Below are 19,059 nucleotides of genomic sequence, written 5' to 3'. Positions count from 1 at the left end.
GGGTCATGGGATGGAACGGTAATCCAGGAAGGGACGACATCGCTCCCTTGTTCGGCAGCCTTGCCGTCAAGGCCTATGGTGCGCTGGTGGTGGCGGTGGTGCTGGCCTCGGCTGCCTTCTACATCCTCATCGTGGGCCACGTTCACCACAACACCTTCGCCCTGGAGGAGCGGTATTCCAGGAGCCTGGCGGAGCAGATCTACCTGGAGATCGAAGGCGATGCGGATTGGGTGGAGGAGTTCGCGGAGGCCTCCCGGAGACAACACCTCCGGCACCTCGAGGACATCATCACCATGGCCCACACCATGGCGGCCACCCAACACGCCGCGGTCCAGACCGGGGGACTGACCGACGAGGCCGCCCGGGCCCAGGCGCTGGAGCAGATTGGGGCCCTGCGTTTCGGCGACGGGAACTACGTCTGGGTGATCGAAAGGACAGGCCTTACCCTCTCCCATCCCGATCCGGCCATCGAGGGGCGCAACATCCTCGACCTGCGGGATCCCGACGGCCGCCTGGTGATCCGTCCCATCCTGAAGCAACTGGAGACGGCCGACGAGGCCACCCACCGTTACCGTTTCCCCCGGGCGGACCTCGGGGAGGCCTCCGACAAACTGTCTTTTGCGCGCGACTTCGCCCCCTGGGGCTGGGTCATCGGCGGCGGCATTTACCTGGACGACGTGAGCGCGGCGGTGACCACAGCCAAGGCGAAGCTGGCGGAGCGCTTGCGAGCCCGTCTGAGACAGGCCGAACTCGGCGGCGACGGCTTCGTGTTCATCTTCGATGGCGATCGCCGGCTGCTGGTGCATCCCGACCCGGCCCGGGAAGGAGCCTCCCTCGATGTGCTCATCAACCCATCCACCGGCCGCAGCCTGGCCAGCGATATCATGGATACCCTGGCTGGCGGCCACGACACCCTCGAATACGATGCTAACGGCAGCAAGGTACCCGGCCAGGAGATGGTGGCCTGGCTCCGCCACGCCCCATCCCTCGACTGGTACGTCGTGGCGGCCCTGGACAAGGCGGCGCTGGCGCGCCACGCCGATGCCATCGCGCTGGAGATCACCGCCATCGCCGGCGGGATCCTGCTGGTGATGCTGGCGGCGGGCGCGGCGTTGATCCGCCATGGCCTGAATCCCCTGAAGGAGCTCGCGGCAGGGGCGGAACGGGTGAGCCGCGGCGATTACGGCTTTCGCCTGGATATCCGGCGCCGGGACGAGATCGGGACCCTGGCCGCAGCCTTCAACCGCATGCTGGAACACATCCACGGCGATATCCGGGGTTTCGAACAGAACGCCGCCCAGTTACGCCGCGCCCGCAAGGTCGCCGAGGCATCGAGTCTGGCCAAGGAGCGGCTGCTCGAAGAGGTGCGCCAGTCCCAGAGCCGCTTGAGCCACCTGGCCAACCATGACGCCCTCACCGGGCTGCCCAACCGCAAGCTGTTCTACGAGGTCCTGGAGCGCGCGGTGGCCCAAGCCGGAGAACGCGACGGCGCCCTGGCGGTACTGTTCGTGGATCTCGACCGCTTCAAGAACATCAACGACAGCCTGGGCCACGCCGTGGGCGACGATCTGCTGCAGGCGGTGGCCGGCCGCCTGCGCCACAACCTGCGCCAGAATGACGTGCTGGCCCGCCTCGGCGGCGACGAGTTCGTGATCCTCATGGACCCCATCCGGGAGGACGCCACGCCGGCCACCCTGGGGCAGGGCCTGCTGGCGGCCCTCGGCCAACCGTTCATGGTCCAGGAAGACCACGAACTCTACGTGGATGCCAGCATCGGCATCAGCATCTTCCCGCGGGATGGCCGCAGCGCCGTGCAACTGGTGAAGAACGCCGATGCCGCCATGTACCAGGCCAAGGAGACCGGCGGAGCCCGGGTGGCCTTCTACGCCGCCGAACTCACGGACGCCGTCGCCGAGCGCCTGACCCTCGAGACGCGTCTGCGCCAGGCCCTGGCAGGCGAGCACCTGCGCCTCGCCTATCAGCCCGTGTATGCCCTGGAGACGGGAGAGGTCGTGGGCTTCGAGGCCCTGGCCCGCTGGCATGACGACGACCTCGGGGAGGTCCCGCCGGCCCGTTTCATCCCTCTGGCCGAGGACACCGGGCTCATCAACCGCATCGGTGAATGGGCCATCGACACCGCCTGCCGGCAACTTCAGGCGTGGCGACGGACTGGCCTGGGGAGGCAGCGCGTGGCCATCAACGTCTCCCCCCGCCAGCTCCAGCAACCAGCCCTGGCCGACCTCGTGAGCGCCAGCCTGACCCGCTACGAACTCCTGCCCCATCAGCTGGAGATGGAGATCACGGAGACGGCCCTGATGGTGGACGACCTCCAGAGCCGCGCCAACCTGGAGCAACTCCATGACCTCGGCGTCGCCATCGCGGTGGACGATTTCGGTACCGGCTATTCCTCCCTGGCCTACCTGCGCAAACTGGCGGTGACCCGGCTCAAAGTGGACCGCAGCTTCGTGGCGGATATCCCCGGAGACCCGTCGGACATGGAGATCGTGAGTGCCATCATCGGCCTCGCCCATCAGCTCCACATCGAGGTGACCGCGGAAGGCGTGGAGACCGCCGAGCAGGAGGCCTTCCTGCGCCAGCAGCGGTGTGACCAGCTCCAGGGCTACCGTTTCAGCCTGCCCCTGGAGGCGGCGCAGGTGGCTCAGTTGTTACGGGGGGTGGCCCCGCGGGCCGCGGCTTCCTGAGGGATCCATTCGCACCCGCGGGCGCTCCTATGGGGGGACCTCCACGGACGCACTAGGAGCGCGCTTGCGCGCGAACACGGAGCCCAGCATGGGACACCGTGGCCGTTGCGCGCCCAAGGGCGCTCCTGATATGGGGTGCCATCCTCGGCCGGGCGGGGGACCGTAGGCCGCGGCTGCGATCGCGGTAGGCGCAATTCCCCGGCCTGGCCTATACCGTGCGGCGCATCATCCACGCCCCCAGTCCCGCCACCACCAGGGTGGGCAGCGTCGCCGCCAGTGCAGGCGTGAAGCCATACACCAGCCCGAGTTTCATCGACAGTTGATTGAAGATGAAGAAACCGATGCCCACCAGGGTGCCCACCAGGATGCGCGAGCCCATGCTTGCCGAACGCAGGGGGCCGAAGACGAAGGGGATGGCGAGGAAGATCATCACCCCCGTGGACAGGGGCGTCATGAACTTGCTCCACAGGCCGAGCTGATACGGCGAGCTGTCCTGGCCGTTGGCCTCGAGATGGCGGATATAGCGCACCAGGCCCACCATGGAAAGGCGCTCCGGCTCCACCCGCGCCACACCGATGAGGGCCGGCACCAGGTCGGACTGCCACTGGGCGCGTGCCAGGCGGGCGGTCCGGACCCGCTGGTCGCCGATACGGGTCTGCTCGATATCCCGCAACAGCCACACGCCATCGTTGAACACCGCCTCCCGCGCGTGGGTCATGGTGCGCAGCTTGCGATCCTCATCGAACTCGTAGATGTGGACATTGCGCACCTGGCGGTCGGTGACGGGATTGCGGATGTTGATGACGCTGTGGCCGTCGCGACTCCAGATGCCGTCGGCGCTGTAGAGGGCGCGGGCGTCCATCTTGCGGGCGCGTTCCTGTTCGGCCCGGGCATCCAGGGGCGGTGCCACCGCCTCCCCCAGCACCAGGGCCATCACCATGAGCACGGCGCCGCCCTTCATCACCGCTACCGCGATGCGGTTGATGGACACCCCGGATGCCCGGATGACGGTGAGTTCCGACCCGCCGGCCAGGCCACCCAGGCCCAGCAGGCTACCGATGAGGGCCGCCAGGGGAAAGACCTCGAAGGTGCGCCGCGGCAGGCTCTGCAATACGTAGGTCACCGCATCCACGGCCGTGTAATTGCCCTGACCCACGTCCCCCAGTTCGTCCACCAGGCTGAAAAAGGTGAACATGGCCATGAGCACCGCCAGCACCAGCAGGGTGCTGGTGATGACGGTAAGGCCGATATAGCGATCGATGAGCCTCATCCCCGCCTCCCCCGGTGCTCCCTGAGCCGCTGCCACAGCGGCCGCCGACCGGAGACCTGCCACCGGTACATGACCAGGATGATGCTCAAGATCAGCAGGTGAACCGGCCACATGCCCACCACTGTATCCACGTCCCCGCGCCGCACCAGTTCCCGCCCCACGCCCATCATGTTGTTGTACACGAAGTAGATGAGGATGCCGTAGAAGAGACGCGAGAAGCGCCCCTGGCGTGGCGAGGTGCGGGCCACCAGCACCCCCAGCGGACCCAACAGGACGATGGACAGGGGCAGGGACAGCCGCCACTGGAGTTCGGCCCGGGGCTCCGCCCCGTCCGCCGCCAGCAGTTCCAGGGTCGACCACTCGTTGATGCGACGCTTCCCCGGGGTGGCGGGATTGTCCTCCATGCGCACGCCATACTCGCGAAAACGCGTAATGGCAATATCGGCCTCACCCGCCCGACCCTCATAGCGATGCCCGTTCACCAGCACCATGAAACGGTCCCGGGTCTCCGGGTCCACGAACTGATAGCCGCTCTCGGCAGCCACCAGGACGGGACGGCTGCCGTCGGCGCGGTGCACGAACACGTTCTCCAGTTCGCTGCGATCCCGGCTGATGCGCTCCGCGAAGAACACCCGCCGGCCGCTGCTGAATTCCCGGAACCGCCCCCCCACGACGCCGCTGATCTCCGCATCCTCCTTCGACTGCTCCTCGATGCGCGCCCCCAGGGCCTGGGCCTCGGGGGCGATGTAGGTGGACATCACCGAACCGGCCAGGGCCACCGCGACGGACAGGCCCGCCATGGACCACAGCAGTCGCGCCGGCGACACTCCGCCGGCCACCAGGGCCGTGATCTCGCTGTCGCTGTAGAGACGCCCGAAGGTCATGAGCACCGACACGAAATAGGCCAGGGGCATGATGAGTATCAGATTCGCCGCCAGCTTCGCCGCCAGCAACTCCAGGAGCAGGTGATTGGCGAGTTCGCCGGTGGCGGCATCCGCGAGATACTTGACGAAACGATTGCTCACGAAGATGAGCACCAGCACGCCGAACACGGCGACGAAGGCCTGGAGCACTTCACGGAAGAGGTAACGTTCGAGGATCAAAGGGTCGGACCGTACCGATTCGGATGGGACATCATGGGCTGGCGCGGGCCTCCATGGGCGCCCGCCGCCGCGCAAGGCCGCCATCTTAACCCATCCCCCCGCCTTCTCCGGCCGCGCCGAGGGCCCGGGCGCGCAGCGCGCCCGCCATTTTGCCTCCACCTACGCCGAACGCATACACTCAGGCCCATTCACCGCGCGCCCTGCCAGACGGACGCGTCGGTCGCCACACCAACCACGAGGTGGTAAGAGGTATGGAATTCAGCATCAAGACCGTTGCCCCGGAAAAACAACGCTGCGCCTGCCTGCTGGTAGGGGTGTTCGAAAACAAAGGCCTGAGCGCGGCAGCCGGCGCGGTGGATGCGGCGGCGGACGGCGCCATCACGCGGCTCCTCAAGAGCGGCGACATGGAAGGCAAGGTGGGCGAGACCCTGGTGGTGCACCAGCCGCCCGGTATCCAGGCGACGCGGGTGATCCTGGTGGGTTGCGGCAACGCCAAGGGGCTGGCACCGCGGGAATATGCGAAGGCGCTGGAGGCGGCCTTCGCTGCGGCGGCGAAGACCGCCGCCGGCGACGTGGTATCCACCCTCGCCGAAGTGGCCGTGACGGGCTGTGACTTTGCCTGGAAGGCGCGCGAGACGGCGGTGCAGGCGGGCGCGGCCGGTTACTGTTTCGACGAGACCAAGAGCAAGAAACCCGCCAGAAAGAACGAGTTGAAAAAGGTCGTCGTGGCCGCCGCTGCCGGCGATGACACTACCGCCGGCACCGCGGCGCTGGCGGAAGGCGCGGCGGTGGCGGATGGCGTCGAGCTGGCCCGCCATCTCGGCGACCTCCCCGCCAACATCTGCACCCCCAGCCACCTCGCCAATGAGGCCCGCAAGCTGGCCCGCAAACACCAGGCATTGACGGTGGAGGTACTGACAGAAAAGGAGATGGAGGCGCTCGGCATGGGTGCCCTGCTGTCGGTGGCCCACGGCTCCCAGGAGCCCGCGCGCTTCATCGTCATGGACTACCGCGGCGGGCCGCAGCGCAGGAAACCCGCCGTGCTGGTGGGCAAGGGCGTCACCTTCGACACCGGCGGCATCTCCATCAAGCCGGCCCAGGCCATGGACGAGATGAAATACGACATGTGCGGCGCCGCCAGCGTGTTCGGGGTCATGAAGGCCCTGGTCACCCTCGATGCGCCGGTCAACGTGGTGGGCCTGGTGCCCGCCACCGAGAACCTCCCCAGTGGCACCGCCACCAAGCCCGGTGACGTGGTGACCTCCATGTCGGGTCAGACCATCGAGGTCTTGAACACCGACGCCGAGGGACGGCTCATCCTGTGCGACGCCCTCACCTATGCGGAGCGCTACAAGCCCGCCGTGGTGGTGGACATCGCCACCCTCACGGGGGCCTGCATCATCGCCCTGGGCGCCCAGGCTTCGGGGCTGCTGGGCAACAACCAACCCCTGGTGGACCGTCTGCTGGAGGCCGGGACCCGGGCCAACGATCCGGCCTGGCAGCTGCCGCTGTGGGAGGAGTACAAGGAGGCCCTCAAGAGCAATTTCGCCGACATGGCCAACATCGGCGGCCGCGAGGCCGGCACCATCACCGCCGCCGGCTTCCTGTCCAACTTCACGGAGAAATACCACTGGGCCCACCTGGATATCGCCGGTACGGCCTGGAAGACGGGCAAAGCCAAGGGCGCCACCGGGCGCCCGGTGGCCCTGCTGGTGGAGTTTCTGCTCCACCACCAGGACGCCTGAGGCGGGATGCCCCGGGTGCCCGACGAACCCCGCACCCGGGTGGATTTCTATGTCCTGCCCGAGGAGGGGGAGCAGGCCGTGGGCCGCTTCGTCTGCCGGCTGGTGGAAAAGGCCTGGCGCAGCGGCCACAGCGTCTATGTGCATGCCCCCGATGACGGTGCCGTGGCCCGCCTGGACCGCCTGATGTGGAGCTATCGGCAGGACAGCTTCCTGCCCCACGAGCCCTACCGGGCGGCGGCCACGGAGCCCGCCGCGCCCGTGCTCATCGGCAGTGGGCCCGCAGGCCCCGCCCATGCCCCCGAGGTGCTGGTCAACACCGGCCTCGACCTACCTCCCCTCCCCGGCCGCTGCCCGCGGGTGGCCGAGATCGTCGCCGCCGATCCCGAGGGACGGGCCGCCGGACGGGAACGCTATCGCCATTATCGCCGGCAGGACGTGGATCTGCACTTCCACGAGCTTTAGTCCGCACCCTTTGCCCGGCTACAATCAGCGGCCAGGGGACTCCCCGGCCATGCGTCATCACTATGAATGAACCACCCAAGCAGCAGGAATCAGACATCGACCGGCGACTCGTCAACCTCTCCGAGGAGGAGTTGGACGAGGCACTGAGTACCCTCGAGCACATCCTGCGCCATCGCCACGTGGTGCCGGATGACCACCCGCACGCGGCTGCCGCCGCGGACCATGACGAGGCCCTGCCGATCCTCAAGGACGTGGTGATCCCGGGCGATCCGCCGACGCCTCTGGCCATGGACACCGGGCCCGACGGCGCCTTCGAGGTGCATGACAGCTACGACGAGTCCCTGGAGCCGGCCCCCCATCACGACGACCTGGTGGTGCGGCTGGTGAACGAGCTGGAAATCATCATCGAGAGCTGCGTGGACGATGCCCTGGCCGCGGCCAAGCGGAATCTCATGGTGAAGATGAAGAACCACCTGGACATCGTCCTGCCCGAGATCCTCGACGAGTTGGAGCACCGGCGTTTCGAGACCGATGACGACGACCAGGCCGCCGACTGAGGCACCGAGGACTCATGCAAAAGACCTACGATCCCCACGCCATCGAACGCCGCTGGTACCAGACCTGGGAAGAGCGCGGCTGGTTCGCTCCCGCCCGAGAGGGCAGCGGCAGCTTCTGCATCATGATCCCGCCGCCCAATGTCACGGGCAGCCTGCACATGGGCCACGGCTTCAACAACACCATCATGGACACCCTGGTGCGCTATCACCGCATGAAGGGCGACCGCACCCTGTGGCAGCCCGGCACCGACCACGCCGGCATCGCCACCCAGATGGTGGTGGAACGGCGCCTGGAGGCCGAGGGCAGGACCCGCCACGACCTCGGCCGCGAGGCCTTCATCGAGCGCATCTGGGAATGGAAGCAGGAGTCCGGCGGCAACATCACCCGCCAGTTGCGCCGCCTCGGCTCGTCCCTGGACTGGGAGCACGAACGCTTCACCATGGATGAGGGCCTGTCCAACGCCGTGCGCGAGGTGTTCGTGCGGCTCTACGAGGAGGGCCTCATCTACCGCGGCAAGCGCCTCGTGAACTGGGACCCCAAGCTTCATACGGCGGTTTCCGACCTGGAGGTGCTGTCCGCGGAGGAAGACGGCCACATGTGGCACATGCGCTACCCCCTGTCCAACGGCCAGGGCCACCTGGTGGTGTCCACCACCCGCCCCGAGACCCTGCTCGGCGACTGCGCCGTGGCGGTGAATCCCGAGGACCCGCGCTACCGCCACCTCATCGGCGAGCAGGTGGAGCTGCCCCTCACGGGCCGGCGCATCCCCATCATCGCCGACGAGCACGCCGATCCCGAGTTCGGCACCGGCTGCGTCAAGATCACCCCCGCGCACGACTTCAACGACTACGCCGTGTGGCAACGCCACCGCGACGAGACGGCCATCAGCGCCCAGCCCCATGGCGGCCTCATCAACATCTTCACCCCCGACGCCGCCGTGCGGGCCAACGAGCCCGACGAGGGCGGGCTCATACCCCCGGCCTACGGCGGCCTCGACCGCTACGCCGCGCGCCAGGCCATCGTCGCCGATCTGGAGGCCCAGGGCCTGCTGGAACAGGTGGTGGACCACCGGCTCATGGTGCCCCGCGGCGACCGCTCCGGTGCCGTCATCGAGCCATTGCTTACGGATCAATGGTACGTCAGGGTGGGGCCCCTGGCCGGACCCGCCATCGCCGCGGTGGAGAGCGGGGCCATCCGCTTCGTGCCCGACAACTGGAAGAACACCTACTTCGAATGGATGCGCAACATCCAGGACTGGTGCATCAGCCGCCAGATCTGGTGGGGCCACCGCATCCCCGCCTGGTACGACGCCGAGGGCAACATCTACGTGGGGCGCTCCGAGGAGGAGGTGCGGGTGCGCCATGACCTTCCCACGGATTATCCCCTGGAGCAGGACCCCGACGTCCTGGACACCTGGTTCAGCTCCGCCCTGTGGCCCTTCTCGACCCTGGGCTGGCCCGAGGGCACGGAGCGCCTCGGCACCTTCTATCCCACCAGCGTGCTGGTGACCGGCTTCGACATCATCTTCTTCTGGGTGGCCCGCATGATCATGATGGGGCTGAAGTTCATGAACGACGTGCCCTTCCGCGATGTCTACGTCCACGGCCTGGTGCGGGACGCCCACGGCCACAAGATGTCCAAGTCCAAGGGCAATGTGCTGGACCCCATCGATCTCATCGACGGTATCGAACTCGAGGCCCTGGTGGCCAAGCGCACTCGGGGCCTCATGCAGCCGCGGGACGCCGCCAAGATCGAGGCCCAGACCCGCAAGGACTTCCCCGCGGGGATCCCGGGCTACGGCACCGATGCCCTGCGCTTCACCTTCGCGGCCCTGGCCTCCACCGGCCGCGACATCAAGCTGGACAGCGGCCGCATCGAAGGCTACCGCAACTTCTGCAACAAGCTGTGGAACGCCTCGCGCTTCGTGCTTCTCAACACCGAAGGCGCGGCGCATCCCCTCCGCCAGGGCGAGGCAGGCGCGGATGGGGCGCGAGGCTCACGATTCGGCACCCCCGCCGCAGGTGACCTGTCCCTCGCCGACCGCTGGATCCTGTCGCGCCTGCAACGCACCAAACAGGCCGTGACCGACGCCATCGAGGCCTATCGCTTCGACCACGCCGCCCAGGCCCTCTACGAGTTCACCTGGAACGAGTACTGCGACTGGTACCTGGAGCTGTGCAAGCCGGTGCTGAACGACCCAGAGGGATCCGCCGCGGCCAAGGGGGCCACCCGCCACAACCTGGTGGCGGTGCTGGAATCGCTGCTGCGCCTCATCCACCCCATCATGCCCTTCATCACCGAGGAGATCTGGCAGCGCGTGGCACCCCTGGCGGGTCGCGTCCCGGCGTCGCCCGAGGTCACCCACAGCATCATGCTGCAGCCCTATCCGCGGCACCGCGCGGAGTGGGTGGACCCGGCCGCCGAGGACGAGATGACCTGGGTGATGGACTTCATCCGCGCCGTGCGCAACATCAAGGGCGAGATGAACATCCCCCCCGGGCGGCCCGTGCCGGTGCTGCTGGCCAACGCCGTGGACGAGGACCGCGCCCGCGCCCGCCGCCACCGTCCCTATCTGGATTTCCTCGCCCGCACCGCGTCCGTAGACGTCCTCGAGGACGGCGACGAGGGCCCCGAGTCCGCCACCGCCCTGGTGGGAACCATGAGGGTGCTCATCCCCCTGGCCGATCTCATCGACAAGGACGCCGAACTGACGCGGCTCGAGAAGGAGATGGGCCGCCTGGGCAAGGACCTGGAGAAGAGCGCCGCCAAGCTGGCCAACCCCAGCTTCGTGGACCGGGCGCCCGCCGCCGTCGTGGACAAGGAACGCACCCGGGTCGGCGACATGCAGGCCGCCCTCGCCAACCTCGAGGGCCAGGCGGCGAAGATCCGGGCGCTCTAGACTCCGCGGCGAAGGCGCGGCGGCGCCCTCAAGGCACCCCGTCGAAGAAGTCCACCCGCCCCGTCTCCAGGGAATATTCGGCCCCCACCACCAGCAGCCCGCCCTCGGCGATGAGCCGTTCCAGCACCACGGAGCCGTTGCGCAAATGGTTGGCGGAGGCCCGCACGTTGGCCCTCACGCACTCCTGCACCAGCCTTTCTTCGTCGCCCGGGACACCCAGCTCCAGCAGGGTCTCCACCGACGGCCGCACCCGGTCGACGATGGACCTGAGATTGCGCGAGTGATCCCCCTGGGGATTCTGCAGCTCCTCCAGGGTGGCCATGATGGCACCGCAGTGGGAATGACCCAGCACCACCACCAGCCGGCTGCCGTAGCGCTCCGCCGCGAACTCCACGCTGCCCACCTGGGACGGGGCCACGATATTGCCCGCCACGCGGATGACGAACAGGTCCCCCAGCCCGACGTCGAACACCAGCTCCGCCGGCACCCGGGAATCCGAGCAACCCAGCACGATGGCATAGGGATGCTGGGCCGCCGCCAGTTCACCGCGGCGCAGGAAGGAGATCTGGGACTCCAGGCTGCGCACATGGGCCACGAAACGCTCGTTGCCCGCCCGCAGTCGGGCCAGGGCTTCCTTACCACTTATCATCATTCACCTCTTGAAAGTACCCGGCTCAATCCAGCCGGTCTTCGTGTTCGCAGACCTTGATGGACAACACCGTGGCGCAACCGACGCCGATGAGGACCAACCCTGCCAGCTGCCCCCAACCGGTGGGCACGAAGAACAGGATGGATGTCCCACCCACCAGCACCATCATAGACAGGGACAGGCGCCTGACCCCCGCGGTCATGCAGCGCTTCTCCTCCCAGTCCCTCAACAGCGGGCCGAACAGCTCGCTCGTCATCAGCCAGCCATGGAGTCGGGGCGACGACCTGGCGAAGCACCAGGCGGCGAGCAGGATGAAGGGCGTGGTGGGCAACAGGGGCAGCACCGCGCCCACCGCGCCGATGCCCACGAACAACAGCCCGAGCAGGGACCACAGGTTCATGCCGTCATCCGCATTGAGGCCGGGCATACCCAGATCCTTGCCCTGATACCCCGGCCCCTCATAACCCCTGTCAGCACGGCTGAATCCGACTCGGCACCCACGTTATTCTTGGCACCATACATGGCCCCGAGACAGCCGCTCAACCGCGCACCGCCAGGAGACCCCAGTGAGAACCCCAGCAAGAACCACCCCCGCCATCTGGCATCTATTTCTGGCCGCCGGCCTCGCCCTGAGCGCCGCCGCCCACGCCCAGCCCCCCCGGGACCGGCCCGTGGGCATCACCCCCGAGCTGATGAGTATCACCGTCGAACACGACGGCCGGGAAGTCATCATCCAACGGAACCAGGACACCAAGGCCACCGTGCCCCGGGCCTTCGCCCTGACCTCGCGCCCCTGCCCGCCCTTCTGCGTCCAGCCCATGAGCCTCGCCCCCGGCGTGGAAACCATCGCCGAACTGGAGATCCTCGATTTCCTGAAGCGCCAGGCCACGGGTGATGGCTCCGTCCTGGTGATCGACTCCCGTACCCCCGACTGGGTGCGACGCGGCACCATCCCGGGCGCCGTCAACATCCCCTGGACCCGCTTGGCGGCCCGCCACGGGGCCACCACTGAAGAGATCATACGCATCCTCACGGACGAATTCGGCGCCACCCTCGCGGACGGTGTGGATGCCTTCGATGTGGACGAGGCAGTGGTGCAGGGTACGATGAACGAGGTCATCGATTACGGCGATGCCAGGACCCTGGTGCTGTTCTGCAACGGCATGTGGTGCGGCCAGTCCCCCGCCAATATCCATACTCTGCTCGGTTACGGCTATCCGCCGGAAAAGCTCAAGTGGTACCGTGGCGGCATGCAGGCTTGGGCCATTCTCGGCCTGACCATGGCCCGCTAGGCCAAGCCGGAATTGCATGTCCGGCCGAAGCCCGACCCACATCGTGCCGCATAACCGGGGCGCGCGGGCCCGGAGCCTGGATGCAGCGTTCCCGATTCCGGAGGCTCTGGAACCCGCGTCGCCGTCAGCCGTCTCTGCGCCCCAGGCGCCGCCAGGCCAGAAGCACGAGCCATAGCGGCACCACCACCAGGGCCCCCAGGACGATATAGGAGCCGGCCCAGCCGATCGCCCCCGTCGTCATGTCCCACAGGCCGATGGCCACTTCCGCGATGTTATCCAGGACATCGAGAGGCGTCACCCCGGCCACCGACAGCACCAGGCCGATGACCAGGGAGGCCACCACCAGCCGCACGACCGTACGCAGGGCATTGGAGCGCTCGCTCATGGGGTTTACCTGGGAACCGTGGGTGGCCGTGGCAAGGGCGGATTATAGGCGGTCGCGGGCTCAGGGGTCACACGCCGGGCCTGAGTCGATTTCCGGACCCGGTGTGCCCGAACCCGCGGAGACCGTGCCTTGCCGGCGATGAAGCACCACCGGCGCCGCGATACCGCAGGCCCCGGACCGGGGGTCCGCACACGCCAGGACGAGGTCCGTTTCCGACGGCTGCAGCACCCATCGACTGCCCCGCGGGGCCATGGCCTCGGGTGGCAACTCGCCGCGATGACCGGCGATGCCGGCCTCGCCGGCCGGCCACCGGAACAGCCGGCGCGGCGGCCATCACCACGACCATCGGCCGGGAACTCACCCTGATCTGAAGCCGGCGCGAATCAGGTGCCGCCCTGCTTGGTGGGGGACTGGCGCCCGCCACTGAATCCGACACCCAACCGGCTGAGGGCATCGAGCACCTCGCCGAGGATGTCGGGCGGACCACCCCCCATGTTTTCCTCCTCTGCCACCTCCAGTTCCCGGGCGTCGTACTCCCAACGCCGCAGCACCTGGACCTTCTGGTCCCGGCTCAGGGTGTCGTCCGCCACGACGGCCTCGGGGGAGGCAAATACGCTCGCCGGGTCCAGCAATGCCTGTTCCATATCCACAGTTTGGCTCCTATGAGTGTCTGGGGTTGGGCTGTGCGGCCCACCCATCGGGACGGCCAAGGGCCTCCTGCCCCCCGTCAGAGCCCATCCCCGACGGCGAATTCGATGCGATCCCTGAGCCCCTCCAGGGCGCGCCGGGCACAGGCCAGGTCCTTATCGCCGCCCGGTGCCCCGCTCACGCCCACGGCGCCGATGTTGTAACCCGCCGCCACGATGCGCGCGCCTCCCTCCATCACGATGATGCCGTCGATGTGATTCAGCTCCTGACGAATGTCCGGCCGGGCCTCGCGAAAGCGGCCGCTGTCGGCCCACGCCATCACCGTAAGGTTGGCCTTGCGCTCGGCCACCTCCAGGGTGAAACGGGAGGCCCTGTCGTCCCGCAGGGCGGCACGCATCAGACCATGCCGATCCACCACCACCGCACTCACATGATAACCCTCCTCACGGCAGGCCATCACCGCCCCATCGGCGATATCCCGCGCCAGCTCCATGCCGACGCTCTTGTCCGACACCACGTCCGCCCCCTGGACCAACGACGCCCAGACCACCAGCAACCCTCCCCCCAGCCACCTGTTCATGCCCCCCTCCCATTCACCATTCCCTATTCACTATTCACTATTCACTATTCACTATTCACTATTTTCACCCAGTGCCGCTTCCCCAAAATGCACCGCCAGCCACACCGTATCCTGTCCCGGATCGGTCCACGCCACACGGTGGCGCCGGCCGCGGTCGATGCAGACGTGATCCCCGGGCCCCAGGGCCACCTCGCCGTCATCCTCGAACTCCAGGCGCGCCGCTCCTTTGAGTACCAGCACCCATTCTGCCCACACCTGCTCGTACCAGCCCACCGCCGGCGAACGGTGCCCCCGGGACACGATGCGCTCTATGCGCAGGTGATCACCGGTTATAATCCCGTGGAATATCTCCTCTGGGAGATCCCCGGGTATCCCGGCGAAGATATTGGCTGGTTTCATGCCCGCGACACACCATAGCCCTTTTGACATTACCATCAACCAATGCCGGCGACGCTGTCAAACGGTCGCCGCCCCGCACCACACCATCGGAGACAGTTCCCCGTGAGCGACGCCCTGAATTACCTGATTGCCGCCCGGCCCGAGGCCATCACCCACTACTTCAAGTTCCTCAAGGAGGCGGGCAAGAACCTGGATACCCGCACCCGCGACCTCATCTCGGTGATCACCAAGGTGGATTCCCAGACCGACGGTGGCTTTCGCCAGTACACCACCCGCGCCCTGCGCAACGGCGCCAGCCCCAACGAGGTCCTGGATGCCCTGCTCATGGCCTTCCCCACCCTGGGTCTGGCGAAGATCGTGTGGGCCATCGACATCCTGCTGGACATGGACCTGCCCGAGTTCCGGCCCGAGAACCTGTTCGCCGAACCCGCTTGGCACGGTGTCGCGCCCCTGGACGCCATCCCCGGCGGCGAGGTGAGCTACCACGACTGCGATGGCCGCAGCCTGTTCGTCTATCGTGATGCCCGGGGTGACGGCGATGTCCTCAAGGTCTACGACAGCCGCTGCCCCCACCAGGTCACCAACATCCCCCACCTCGCCCTGGAGGGCACGCAACTGACCTGCCCCAAGCATCACTGGGCCTTCGACGTCACCACCGGCCAGTGCGTGGCGGTGGGCGACCGCCCCCTGACGGAATTCGAGCACAGGATCGTAGACGGCATGCTCGAGGCCTACTGGTAGGCCGGGGCGGAGTGGCGCCTGGGGCCGTAGAAAAGGCTGGAGGAAGCCGCGTTCCTGGCCTCCGACCTCAGACCGGGCGTCGGGACGGCAGGTCGAAGGTGAAGGCCGTGCCGGCGTCGCTCTGGCTGGTGGCCTGGATGACGCTGCCGTGCAGCGCGAGGATGCGCTGCACGATGGCGAGCCCAAGCCCCGCACCGCCCTGGCTGCGGGGGTTGCGCGAGCCCTTATAGAAGCGCTCGAAGACGTAGGGCAGGTCGTGTTCCGCGATACCCTGTCCCGTATCGCGTACCTGCACGGTCACGTGGTCGCGGGCCGGGGTGAGGGACACCGTGACCTGGCCGCCGGCCGGGGTGTGGTGCAGGGCATTGTCCAGGAGGTTGTCCAGCACTCGCTCGATGAGCCCGATGTCGGCCACCACGAACGGGATGGTGGTGCTCGCAATGTCCTGGACCAGATCGATGCCCTCCTGCTCGGCGCGCAGCTCGAACTTCTGGACCACATCCTGGACCAGCTCGGGCAGCGCGAAGGGCTCGCATTCGGGCGTGACCTCATTGGCGTCCAGCTTGGCCAGTTCGAACAACTCGTACACCAGGGTGTTGAGGCGGGTGATGTTCTGTAGGGCGATCTCCAGGTAGCGCCGCTTCTCCTCCCCCCCCAGTTCGGACTCCTTGATGCGCAGGGTCTCCAAGTGGCTCTGCAGCGAGGCGAGCGGCGTACGCAGATCGTGGGACACGTTGGCCACCATGGCGCGGCGCAGGCGGTCGTTCTCCTGGAGGCGCTCCATCTGCCCGGTGATGCGCGCCGCCATGTCCTCGAAGCTCGCACGCAGCTGGTCGATCTCGTCGCCATGCCGCGCTGCGGGGGCGAGGGCCGGAACCAGCCCCGTCTTGCGGAAGGCATCTATGGCACGGGCAAGGAGGCGCAGGCGCCGGGTGAGGACGGTGAACAGCAGCATGGCCAGGAGCAGCGCGAAGACCAGGCCCGCGACCACCACCGCTGCGGCGAGCTTGAGCACATAGCTGCCCCTCAGCATGTCGACAATGTTCTCGTAGGACTGGCCACCGAGGACGACGTACAGGTAGCCTTGAAGCTCACTCCCCTGCTCCACCGGGGCGGCCGAAAACACCTTGCGCCCGCTGCGGCTGCGCGGGTCGTCACCGCGGATGGGCAGGCTTCGCGTGCCCCCCAGAAACGCATGCACCGGCGCGAGGTCCACCGCCTCGCGCTTCACTTCTCCGGGCGGAGCGGAGAAGGCGAGGATGTGTCCGGCCGAGTCCAGCAGGTAGACCTCGATGGCGGGGTTGATGACCATGAGCATGTGGAAGATGTGCTCCAGCCCCTCCCGGTCCACTCGCCCGTCGCGCAGCAGCAGGCGCTCCGCCACCATCTGCTCGGCCAGGTCCCGATTGAGCTTCTGGGCCACCTCCTGCTGGTAGCCGTCCGTCATGGAGGCCATGACGAGTACGAAGAATATCCCCACCAACACGAACATTGCCGCCAGCAACAGGGCGAGGCGGGCGGACAGGGAGTGCAGGACGGCCGGCATGGTTCAGGCGCCAGAGTCCGTGAACTTGTAGCCCACCCCCCACACTGTCTGGATGTAGCGCGGGCTGGACGGGTTCTGCTCGATCTTCGCCCGCAGGCGGTTGATGTGGGTGTTCACCGTGTGCTCGTAGCCCTCGTAGCCGTAGCCCCATACGTGGTCGAGGAGCTGGGCACGCTTGTAGACCCGCCCGGGGTTGCGGGCGAAGTGCATCAGGAGATCGAATTCCCGCGTGGTCAGCTCCACCGGCCTGCCGTCCACGGTCACGGTGCGCCGGGCGCAGTCGATGACGAGGTCCCCGCGCACGACGCGGGTGTCCGCACCGCCCTCGCGCGTTTCGGACAGGGCATCGATGCGTCGGAACAGGGCGCGCACCCGCGCCACCAGCTCACGCACGCTGAAGGGCTTGGTGAGGTAGTCGTCGGCCCCCATCTCCAGGCCGAGGACGCGGTCTGTCTCCGAGGACCGCGCCGTGAGCATGAGAATGGGCTGGTAGACCTCGCTGGCCCGCAGCACGCGGCAGATCTCCAGCCCCTCCATGCCGGGCAGCATGAGGTCGAGGATGAGGAGATCGTAGGGCTGCTCCCGCGCCATGGCAAGCCCACGCACACCGTCGTCGGCCACGTCGATGGTGGCGGCCAGGTCCCTCAGGTTCATCGCCACCACGTCGGCGAGGTCCCGGTTGTCCTCGATGATCAGTATCCGTCGCGACATAGACCCTGCCCCGGTCCAATGGGACCCATTCAGGCATGGAATTATCACAGAATCGTCACGGCAGGAAAGGCGCAGGTGGCGGGAGCACGGCGTTCCCGCGCCCGGTGGGCGGCGTGATACTTCTGTGATGGTTTCGTGATCGGCACGTGATGTTTGTGTGGCCAGCTATACGCACCTCGGCCCTGTCGGCGTGCGACGTTTCAGTCCGCGCCGCCGGGACGGGCCGGGGCCCATGGCTTGACATGACCATCAACGAAGGAGGTATCCGAAATGCTCAAGACGATGATGAAGACGAGTGCCGCCGCGGTGGCGGCGGGCCTGCTGGCCACCGGCGCCTACGCCGCCCCAGTAGCGCTGAGCAACGCCCAGATGGACGGTGTGGCGGCCGGCGGCGTGGAGACGACGGACGGCTTCGTATGCCCGGTGATCACCACCGACGGCGTGCTCAACAGCCCCAAAGGGGCGATGATCGGCGAGGGCCACTACACCATCATCGGGCCCGACGTCACGGTGCCCGTTCACGCCACCAACGGCGACGGTGCCGGCACGCCCCCCGGACCCCATTCCGAGCCGGGGGACACCGACTACACCGCCATCTGGGCGGGCCAGTAGTTGAGCACCCCTTCCCCGGGTCCCGGCCGCGGCCGGGACCCGGACCCGGACCCACCCATGCCGCCGCCGCGCCGCGAGCCGCCGCAAGACGGCCGGCGCGGCGGCGGCCCTGCGCCTGCCGCGCGTCGCCGGTGGTGCGTCGCCGCGGCCCTGGCGGCCCTCGCGGGCCCCGCCATGGGCGACGGCAGTGGCACGGATGCAGCCCCGGCGCCCGTCCGGTCGCTCGTGGAGATACGCCAGCACCACGTCGTCCTGCAGCAGTGGGAGCTGAGCTGCGCCGCCGCCGCACTGGCCACCGTGCTGCGCCACCAGCACAATGTCCCGGTCACCGAACGCTCGGTGGCGCTGGGCCTCATCGACCGCGAGGAGTACCTCGCCAACCCCGACCTGGTACGCCTGCGCCAGGGCTTCTCCCTGCTGGATCTCAAGCGCTACGTTGACGGCATGGGCTACGATGGCGTCGGTCTCGGGCGGCTGACCCTGCCTGACCTGCGCGAGCGCGCGCCCATCATCGTGCCGGTGAACCTGCAGGGCTTTCCCCACTTCGTGGTCTTCCGCGGAGCCACCGCGGACACGGTGCTGCTCGCCGATCCGGCCTTCGGCAACGTCACCATGGCGGTGGACAAGTTCCTGGACGGCTGGATCGAGTACCAGGACGTCGGCCGCGTGGGCTTCCTGGTGACCGAGGCGGAAATGCCGGCGCCGCCGGGGCGGCTGGCGGCGTGGCCGCGAGACTTCGTTGTCCTAAGGTGACACG

19 protein-coding genes are annotated in these 19,059 nt (G+C 67.8%); 9 read left to right on the top strand and 10 right to left on the bottom strand.

What is annotated here, in order from left to right; genetic code table 11:
- Positions 1-5 precede the first annotated feature (5 nt).
- The gene (locus U5S82_10130; protein MDZ7752004.1) at positions 6-2,702 is read left to right on the top strand and encodes an EAL domain-containing protein; all 2,697 of its coding nucleotides are present in this window, start codon (positions 6-8) and stop codon (positions 2,700-2,702) included.
- Between the two features lie 208 nt (positions 2,703-2,910).
- Here the strand turns inward: U5S82_10130 and lptG are convergent, their stop codons facing one another.
- A complete protein-coding gene (lptG, locus tag U5S82_10125; protein MDZ7752003.1) occupies positions 2,911-3,972 on the bottom strand; it encodes an LPS export ABC transporter permease LptG in 1,062 nt (353 codons plus the stop codon).
- The gene (gene lptF, locus U5S82_10120; protein MDZ7752002.1) at positions 3,969-5,075 is read right to left on the bottom strand and encodes an LPS export ABC transporter permease LptF; all 1,107 of its coding nucleotides are present in this window, start codon (positions 5,073-5,075) and stop codon (positions 3,969-3,971) included. Before lptF ends, lptG begins: the two co-directional genes overlap by 4 nt.
- A 251-nt stretch (positions 5,076-5,326) precedes the next feature.
- Here lptF and U5S82_10115 point away from each other — a divergent pair, with 251 nt between their 5' ends.
- The 4 genes from U5S82_10115 (at position 5,327) to U5S82_10100 (ending at position 10,739) form a co-directional block, all read left to right on the top strand.
- Positions 5,327-6,820: a leucyl aminopeptidase gene (locus U5S82_10115; GenBank protein ID MDZ7752001.1), complete on the top strand. Its 1,494-nt coding sequence runs from the start codon at positions 5,327-5,329 to the stop codon at positions 6,818-6,820.
- A 15-nt stretch (positions 6,821-6,835) separates the two neighbouring features.
- Complete coding sequence (locus U5S82_10110; GenBank protein ID MDZ7752000.1) at positions 6,836-7,282, top strand: DNA polymerase III subunit chi; 447 nt, start codon at positions 6,836-6,838, stop codon at positions 7,280-7,282.
- A 62-nt stretch (positions 7,283-7,344) separates the two neighbouring features.
- Positions 7,345-7,839 (top strand): hypothetical protein, encoded by a 495-nt coding sequence (locus tag U5S82_10105; protein MDZ7751999.1) that lies wholly within the window; start codon positions 7,345-7,347, stop codon positions 7,837-7,839.
- 14 nt (positions 7,840-7,853) lie between these two features.
- Complete coding sequence (locus tag U5S82_10100; protein ID MDZ7751998.1) at positions 7,854-10,739, top strand: valine--tRNA ligase; 2,886 nt, start codon at positions 7,854-7,856, stop codon at positions 10,737-10,739.
- Positions 10,740-10,767: 28 nt separating this feature from the next.
- Here U5S82_10100 and U5S82_10095 read toward each other — a convergent pair whose 3' ends face one another.
- Positions 10,768-11,388: a carbonic anhydrase gene (locus tag U5S82_10095; protein ID MDZ7751997.1), complete on the bottom strand. Its 621-nt coding sequence runs from the start codon at positions 11,386-11,388 to the stop codon at positions 10,768-10,770.
- 25 nt (positions 11,389-11,413) lie between these two features.
- Entirely contained in the window at positions 11,414-11,815 is a 402-nt protein-coding gene (locus U5S82_10090; protein MDZ7751996.1) for a YbaN family protein, read from the bottom strand.
- Between the two features lie 139 nt (positions 11,816-11,954).
- Between U5S82_10090 and U5S82_10085 the strand changes: the two genes are divergently transcribed.
- Complete coding sequence (locus U5S82_10085) at positions 11,955-12,680, top strand: rhodanese-like domain-containing protein (protein MDZ7751995.1); 726 nt, start codon at positions 11,955-11,957, stop codon at positions 12,678-12,680.
- Positions 12,681-12,804: 124 nt separating this feature from the next.
- On the opposite strand, the gene U5S82_10080 is transcribed toward U5S82_10085, so the two are convergent.
- The 4 genes from U5S82_10080 to U5S82_10065 form a co-directional block, all read right to left on the bottom strand.
- A complete protein-coding gene (locus tag U5S82_10080) occupies positions 12,805-13,065 on the bottom strand; it encodes a DUF6460 domain-containing protein (GenBank protein MDZ7751994.1) in 261 nt (86 codons plus the stop codon).
- A gap of 383 nt (positions 13,066-13,448) precedes the next feature.
- A complete protein-coding gene (locus U5S82_10075; GenBank protein MDZ7751993.1) occupies positions 13,449-13,709 on the bottom strand; it encodes a hypothetical protein in 261 nt (86 codons plus the stop codon).
- 83 nt (positions 13,710-13,792) lie between these two features.
- Positions 13,793-14,293, bottom strand: a complete 501-nt coding sequence (locus U5S82_10070) for a heme-binding protein (GenBank protein MDZ7751992.1) — start codon at positions 14,291-14,293, stop codon at positions 13,793-13,795.
- 51 nt (positions 14,294-14,344) lie between these two features.
- Complete coding sequence (locus U5S82_10065) at positions 14,345-14,692, bottom strand: cupin domain-containing protein (protein ID MDZ7751991.1); 348 nt, start codon at positions 14,690-14,692, stop codon at positions 14,345-14,347.
- A 102-nt stretch (positions 14,693-14,794) separates the two neighbouring features.
- Here U5S82_10065 and U5S82_10060 point away from each other — a divergent pair, with 102 nt between their 5' ends.
- The gene (locus U5S82_10060) at positions 14,795-15,433 is read left to right on the top strand and encodes a Rieske 2Fe-2S domain-containing protein (GenBank protein MDZ7751990.1); all 639 of its coding nucleotides are present in this window, start codon (positions 14,795-14,797) and stop codon (positions 15,431-15,433) included.
- A 67-nt stretch (positions 15,434-15,500) separates the two neighbouring features.
- Here U5S82_10060 and U5S82_10055 read toward each other — a convergent pair whose 3' ends face one another.
- A complete protein-coding gene (locus U5S82_10055) occupies positions 15,501-16,979 on the bottom strand; it encodes a HAMP domain-containing sensor histidine kinase (protein MDZ7751989.1) in 1,479 nt (492 codons plus the stop codon).
- Positions 16,980-16,982: 3 nt separating this feature from the next.
- Positions 16,983-17,690 carry a response regulator transcription factor gene (locus U5S82_10050; protein ID MDZ7751988.1) on the bottom strand — a complete coding sequence of 236 codons (708 nt, stop codon included), beginning with the start codon at positions 17,688-17,690 and terminating at the stop codon, positions 16,983-16,985.
- A gap of 270 nt (positions 17,691-17,960) precedes the next feature.
- Between U5S82_10050 and U5S82_10045 the strand changes: the two genes are divergently transcribed.
- Positions 17,961-18,302 carry a hypothetical protein gene (locus U5S82_10045; protein MDZ7751987.1) on the top strand — a complete coding sequence of 114 codons (342 nt, stop codon included), beginning with the start codon at positions 17,961-17,963 and terminating at the stop codon, positions 18,300-18,302.
- Complete coding sequence (locus tag U5S82_10040) at positions 18,303-19,055, top strand: C39 family peptidase (GenBank protein MDZ7751986.1); 753 nt, start codon at positions 18,303-18,305, stop codon at positions 19,053-19,055. It abuts the gene before it with no gap.
- The last annotated feature ends 4 nt before the right edge of the window (positions 19,056-19,059 follow it).

This window comes from Gammaproteobacteria bacterium (genome assembly GCA_034522055.1).
Taxonomy (GTDB): Bacteria; Pseudomonadota; Gammaproteobacteria; order JAABTG01; family JAABTG01; genus JAABTG01.
Note: the sequence above shows the minus strand (reverse complement) of the source record. Positions and strands in the feature narration are given on the sequence as shown.